Origin of the sequence: Agriterribacter sp. (assembly GCF_035444585.1) — a bacterium.
Classification (GTDB): Bacteria; Bacteroidota; Bacteroidia; order Chitinophagales; family Chitinophagaceae; genus Agriterribacter.
In genome coordinates this window covers 1-7,040 of the sequence record NZ_DAOMOZ010000234.1, presented here as the reverse complement: position 1 = coordinate 7,040, position 7,040 = coordinate 1, and the positions used below count along the sequence as shown (strand labels likewise).

Here is a 7,040-nt window from a genome sequence, read left to right as displayed (position 1 = left end):
TTACTTTTTCCGTAAAAAGTAACAAAGAAATACCTGGCAGCGTTCTGTATGTAGCATTTCGTTCTTCAAGTTAGGGTGAGGTTGCAGTTTCATCCTCTAAAAAATCTTAAGTTGATGGCCCATTGTGTTCCCATCAACCTGCGACAATCTTAATGCATCCCACATGAATGTACAGGACACTTATTACATGCCATTTGTTATCTTTCATGTAAAGTACATCCCATGCATTATAGAAAATTATCCCTCCTGTGCTTCCTGCTCATATATGGTGTGATCGTTAAAGGTAATTTTTTCCCGCACCGGCTTAGCTGCGAACATAAGATCGCCCCATACGGTATTGAAAACACAAAACCCATGATGGGCTGGTGGATCAATACAACGGAAAGAGGTGTGGACCAATCTGCCTGGCAAATACTTGTTGCCACAAGTCCGGACAAGCTCGATGAAAAAAATGCCGACATGTGGAATTCCGGCCGCATAGCTTCAAACAGCAACAACAACAATGCATATAGCGGCAAACCATTGCAATCGGCCAGGAAATACTACTGGAAGGTGAGAATATGGGATACTGACGCTAAAGCCTCTGCATGGAGCGAAGCCACCAGCTTTACCACCGGCATATTGCAGCAAAAGGAATGGGATCCGTCAAAATGGATAGCATACGATATTTTACCCGACAGCATGAAGGTAATGCCCGGTGTGCACGGCAACGGTAATACGCTGGGCAGCAAAGCCGTGAAACGGGCCGTGGTTCCTTGTTTCAGGAAAGATTTTGTATTGAATAAACCGGTCAAAGAAGCTTTTGTATTCATTTCCGGACTGGGCCAGTATGAACTGCACCTCAATGGTAAAAAAATAAGCGATGATTTTTTGACACCCGGCTGGACGAATTATGAAAAACGCTGCCTGTACAATACGTATGAAGTTACTGATCATTTAAAGCAGGGACAAAATGCCATTGGCGCTATTGTTGGAACGGGTTTTTTTTACATCAACCGCGAGAGGTACCGGAAACTGATCCGTGCCGAAGGATACCCCATGTTGCGCGCCAGGCTGGTTATACGTTTCACGGACGGCAGTACAAAAGAAGTTGTAACCGACGAAAGCTGGAGAGCAGCCCCCTCTCCCATTATATATACAAGCATATACGGTGGCGAGGATTATGATGCCAATAAGGAGCAGGCAGGATGGAACAAAACAGGGTTTGCAGATGCAGGCTGGGAAAAAGTACTGATCGCAAAAGGACCGGGCGGAGCAATGAGAACGCATGACGATTATCCTTTAAAAGTGATGGATAGCTTTTCCGTTAAAAAGAAAACCAGCATCACAGCCCAAAAAACGCTTTATGATTTCGGTCAGAACGCTTCTGCCATCATAAGGTTAAAAGTAAAAGGCAATAAAGGCGACAGCATACGCATTACACCTGCTGAATTATTGAATGATGAGGGATTGCCCGAACAATCCGCTTCGGGAAAACCCTATTATTTTACCTATATATTAAAAGGCGGGGATGTAGAAACCTGGGAGCCCCGGTTTACCTACTACGGTTTCCGTTATGCGCTGGTAGAATATATCGGCACTGCTCCGGAACGGATAGATATAACGATGCTGCATACCCGCAACAGCTCACCGGCTGCCGGAAGCTTTACCTGCTCTGATTCATTGTTCAACAATATTTACCGGCTTATTGACTGGTCAATAAAAAGCAATATGGCAAGCGTTGCTACCGATTGCCCCCACCGAGAAAAATTAGGCTGGCTCGAGCAAACCCACCTGGTGGGCGCTTCCATGCGCTATGCCTATGATATCCGGCATTTGTACAGCAAGATCATTGACGACATGAAAGAAGCACAACTACCCAACGGACTGGTTCCGGATATAGCCCCGGAATATGTTCCTTTTGAAGGCGGCTTTCGTGATTCGCCCGAATGGGGAAGCGCCGCCGTGATCATTCCCTGGTATATGTATTTGTGGTATGGCGATAAAGATGCGCTGGTAAAATCGTATGATATGATGAAACGCTACGTTACTTATTTAGGCACCAAAGCGGATGATCATATATTATCGTATGGATTGGGAGACTGGTTTGACCTGGGACCAAAAGATCCGGGGCCCTCACAGCTTACTCCCCTTGCATTAACCGCAACCGCTATCTATTATTATGATGCGGTAATACTCAGCAAAACCGCAGCTCTCTTTAAGAAAGATGAAGATGAAAAATTGTTCGCCACCCTTTCGGAAAACATTAAAAAGGCTTTTAATGATAAATTTTTTGATCAGCAAACGCAGGTATATGCTACCGGTAGTCAAACCGCTTATGCCATGCCCCTGTTCACGGGAATTGTGGAGGAGCAATACCGCGAAAAGGTCTTTAACAACCTGGTAGCATCCATCAAAAACAGCAACAAGGCATTAACTGCCGGCGATGTGGGTTACCGTTACCTGGTAAGAGCGCTTGAAACCGGTGGCGCCTCGCAATTGTTGTACGAAATGAACAACAGGGATGATGTACCGGGCTACGGGTACCAGATACGGCATGGGGCAACCGCTTTAACGGAATCCTGGCCCGCTTTGAGATATGTGTCCAACAATCACATGATGCTGGGCCATTTGATGGAATGGCTCTACAGCGGGTTAGGAGGCATTAACCAGCAGGTAGATGACCGGGGCTATCGTAAAATCCGCATCGCCCCGCAAATGGTGGATGGTATAGATTCGGTGAGCGCTGCTTATACTACCCCTAATGGCATTATCCGTACTGCATGGAAAAAAGAAGGGAAAGGCACAACGCTAAAAGTGAATATCCCTGCCAATACTACTGCTCAAATTGTTTTGCCTGCTTCCAATGCAGCCGGCATCAAAGAAAACAACCAGCCGGTCACTCAAAACAAATGGATTAGCGATATACAACAAAAAGCAGGTAAGGTTAGCTTTACCGTTCCTTCCGGAAATTATGTATTTACTATAGCACATTAATTATGAACAACAATATCATCATACGTCTCTCTCTTTTCTGTATTTGTGTCGCGCTGCTGAGTTGCAGCGATACAGATACCGGGCAAAAAACCATTTCTCAGGAAACGATGCAAAAAGTATATGAAGAAGTAAAAACGCCTTTTAAATATGGCATAGTAGTTACAGCACCCGATTCCTCGAAAATGGCCGACAGTCCAACCGTGTTCCGGTTAAATGGAAAATGGTATATGACCTATATTGTTTTTGACGGTACGGGTTACGAAACCTGGATAGCGGAAAGTGATGACCTGTTGCAATGGAAAACGCAGGGAAAAATAATGTCCTTTACCGAAAATACATGGGATGCCAACCAAAAAGCGGGTTACCCTGCACTGGTAGATATTACATGGAACGGCAGTTACGAGCCCATGAAGTACAATGAGCGCTACTGGGTCTCTTACCTCGGCGGCGCCGATAAAGGTTATGAAGCGGGCCGCCTGGGCGTGGGCATGGCATATACAGATCATATAGCAGAAGCGAAGGAATTGGAAAGACTGCCGCAGCCTGTATTATCGGCTAATGACTCTTCGGCACAATGGTATGATAACAAAACGATCTTTAAAAGTTCTGTTATTCATGATGCGGATAAAAAAAGCGGTTATCCTTTCGTGATGTATTACAATGCCGCAGGCGACAGTACGGGTGCTAACGGGCATAGCTTTGAAAGCATTGCCATGGCCGTTTCGAACGACATGCAGCACTGGCAGCGCCAGGGCGATCGTCCCTTACTGTCGAAAGGGAGAGGCATTTGCGGGGATGCCCAAATTGTAAAGATGGATGATCTGTATATTATGTTTTACTTCGGGTACAACTGGAAAGATGGCGACCCCTCCGCTTTTGACCGCTTTGCCTGTTCTTACGACCTGGTGCACTGGACAGAATGGGATGGACAGCACTTAATAGAACCTTCTGAATCTTTCGATAAACAATATGCGCACAAGCCCTGGGTAATAAAATGGGAAGGTGTGGTATATCATTTTTATAATGCAGTGGGTGAAAAAGGAAGAGTGATCGCTTTGGCTACATCTGAAGATTTGAGGGAAAAGAAGTAATGAATTCAATTCACCCGGGTCACACCCACACAACAGCCTGGGCTGTGAAGAGCCCGTTGCTACAACTAATTAGCGCTAACGTTGAAGTGTTTACGAAGGCAGGGAATTCATTGATTGTCCAGCCCGGACAAATGCCCATTTGAAAATATGTTGTTGAAGTTATAAACTAAAGCGGAGCATTGAACATTGAGCCCAAACGGCTGCTAATGCCTCATATAGCTGATGTTACATTCTCTATCCCTGTTTTTGCAAATACTTTTATTAGCCGCAGATTTATTACCAATACTTCTGTCCTGATATACTACAAATGTGGCTATATGATGCTCTATCTAGTTTGTCCAGCAAGTCTGTAATATTTTTAAAATTTCTTTTTACATCATTGAATGTTAAATCGGTTGATTCTTGATGAGCAATAGTTTCTCTGACATCTAAAAATGAACGTAAAAGCAATTCATAATTTTTTTTGCCGATTCTATCAGTTTCATTAAAAATGCTTTTTATCCCAATTCTGTTAAATAGAATCTTCAAATTTTTCGGTGAAGGATATTTTTTATCATTAACGATCATTTTCGAATCTATATGGTCTACAAAAGTTTGTGTGGAATCCACAACAGAATAAAGGCGTTGATTTGTAATATTCAGTCTGTCAAGAATTTTAAACTCATCTCTGTTATTTATGAAACCTTCATAAATTGTTCTTTGCTTATGGAAAAGCGAAAACGTTCTCGGATTTACTGGAATTTCAGAAATTGTTGCAGATAACGATTTATAATTAAAAAATAAATCCTCAATGAATACTCGCAAGTACTCCTCAAGTGAAGAGCATAATAAAACAATAGTTGATTGAAATATTAAGTTTTTATGCTCGTATGAAAGAGCAACATTCTTGTATGAAATTTGTCGAGCTAAGGAAACAAGTTCAACAGATTTATTCTCGAACTCTTGTCTTGCCCTACTTCTTGAATAAGGCATTATTGCAAAAGTTTCGTAAGGAAAATTTTGTATTCTGTTATTCTATTAATAACCGAATTTTTATCTGTTGTTCCCGAAGATATGTATTTATTGAATTCCTCGTTTTCTATAAATTCTTGGTTCTTCTTTACAAAATTACTTGCTGTTAGTTTTTGTATTTTTTCATCTGAAGGGTTTATTTCATAAAAGGAAATCATCTGCGCATCAAAAAGGGCAGCATTGAATTTTGCATTTTTATATGCAGTGTCATATGTTTTAAATGCTAACCTATCAAGTGCTAAATTTACTTTTTTTAAAGTCGAAGTAAATTCTAATTCTATTTCGTTTAATCTCTGCTCATTAATATTTCTGTTGTTTTCACTGTAGTTATTCAAAAATGATACTAATGGCTTTGTATAATTTCGCCAATTATCTGCGAATGAAAGAAAACGCAAAACCAATTCATCTGCTTTCATTCTTTTATCAGTTTTATTTAATGTAAGCTCTCTAAATAACTTATTGTTCCCTAATTTTTCTAATTTGTCCATGAAAGGACCTGCATGAATTCCATGCCGAAGTTCATGTGCATTGAGTTTTACGGAACCTGTATTCAATCTTTCAAATACGTCAAATTTAATTTGAGGATGAGTATCTTTCAATATCACTATACAACGCACAGTTCTATTCTGAATATGTCGTTGAAAGCGTGGGTCTAACGCAGAAAAGGTGTAGCCCTCTAATTCCGGATAGGCAGTTAAACCTCTTAAAACAAATTCGTCTGCGATAAAAAGTTTTATGCTATTAAGTCTTTGATTACCGTCTATAACAGCAAGCGTTTCATCAGGGTTTTGACTTAGAAAAACAACAGGGATTGGACAATTAATTATCAAAGACTCGATAAGACGGGATGCTTGGGCCCTATTCCAAACATATCCACGTTGGAACTCTGGAATAACTATATGCCCATTATTTAAGTAATCCACCAAAGTAGAAACCGTAAAGTCATACGTTTCGGTATTTAATCTTCTCTTTTCTGGTGGTATATTTAAAATATCAAGGTTTAGCTCTTCTATCTCAGGAAAGAGCCTGTCAGCTAACTTTGAAGATTTATTTCTTTCTGTCATTTTAAATATGTTGATGACGTTACATAAATTTTGCCGCTAACGCATTGCCTTATACATACCTGTCGTTTTAAACATTTGTAAGCATTTCTAAGCGCTTAAAACGTTTTGCTTCAACGGTGCCGTAGTCACAGCAGCATGGATTAAAACATTGTCATTCAATTGCTACTCAGAATCAAAATCATATCCCGGAATTGGATGGGCTGAATATTGGATGTTGTATTGGTGCGGATTGAAATGGTTACCAAACCTATTCATTTATTTTTAAAATGGAAAGAAAACTTGCGGATTCTATGAGGCAATTTCCTGGTGATCGTATTGGTAACGCAATTGCAGCTTTCTGATTTCACCGGGGTCTCACCCCATATTCAATAGCCTGGCTATGAAGACCCCGTCGCAACAAAATCGCCTTACTCCAGCTTCTCAAACAACTCTGCCTCAGCCGGTAAGGAAGATCAACGTCGTTTTCAATGTCTGCCGCTCCCTGAACTCCTGAAGAACACTGCTATCTGCCTTTGGTTTTCTAAAAGCGAAATTCCGATACCGGTAGGGAAGGTTACATTATTTCAGGAAATAGGCATTTGGGTGAGAGATTGTAACGACCTGTCATTCTTCAAACATCTGCCTACATGCGTTACTTCCCTTACATCCACCAGGTGCGCGGCTTCTACCAGCTTTATCAAATGGGTGCACACTGTCAGCGGGTTTGCTATAGTAGTGCTATCACTGCAAAACGCATGCTCCACTACCTGTTCCCAGCACTGCAGCCAGTTGCTGAGCGACCGGTAGCTGAAAAACTGTTGAAATGCCCGGTAGGGATCACTGTATTCTTTTTCAGACAGGCAGCGCGGAAGCTCCTTCCACACATCAGCGCTAACATAATGGCTGCAATAGTATTTTT

Annotated in this window: 4 protein-coding genes and 1 pseudogene; 2 read left to right on the top strand and 3 right to left on the bottom strand. The window is 41.6% G+C overall.

The genetic code is table 11. From position 1 onward, the window contains the following. Positions 1 to 222 precede the first annotated feature (222 nt). Entirely contained in the window at positions 223 to 2,976 is a 2,754-nt protein-coding gene (locus tag PLH26_RS18610; protein ID WP_324587532.1) for an alpha-L-rhamnosidase, read from the top strand. A gap of 2 nt (positions 2,977 to 2,978) precedes the next feature. Further along, positions 2,979 to 4,067, top strand: coding sequence for a glycoside hydrolase family protein (locus PLH26_RS18605; protein WP_324587531.1), 1,089 nt, complete (start codon positions 2,979 to 2,981; stop codon positions 4,065 to 4,067). Positions 4,068 to 4,343: 276 nt separating this feature from the next. Here PLH26_RS18605 and PLH26_RS18600 read toward each other — a convergent pair whose 3' ends face one another. The 3 genes and pseudogenes from PLH26_RS18600 to PLH26_RS18590 all read right to left on the bottom strand — a co-directional run. Continuing rightward, complete coding sequence (locus PLH26_RS18600) at positions 4,344 to 5,039, bottom strand: HEPN domain-containing protein (protein WP_324587530.1); 696 nt, start codon at positions 5,037 to 5,039, stop codon at positions 4,344 to 4,346. Further along, positions 5,039 to 6,142: a GmrSD restriction endonuclease domain-containing protein gene (locus tag PLH26_RS18595; protein ID WP_324587529.1), complete on the bottom strand. Its 1,104-nt coding sequence runs from the start codon at positions 6,140 to 6,142 to the stop codon at positions 5,039 to 5,041. Before PLH26_RS18595 ends, PLH26_RS18600 begins: the two co-directional genes overlap by 1 nt. Before the next feature lie 563 nt (positions 6,143 to 6,705). After that, positions 6,706 to 7,040 (bottom strand): annotated as a pseudogene (locus tag PLH26_RS18590) (hypothetical protein); the annotation flags it as partial.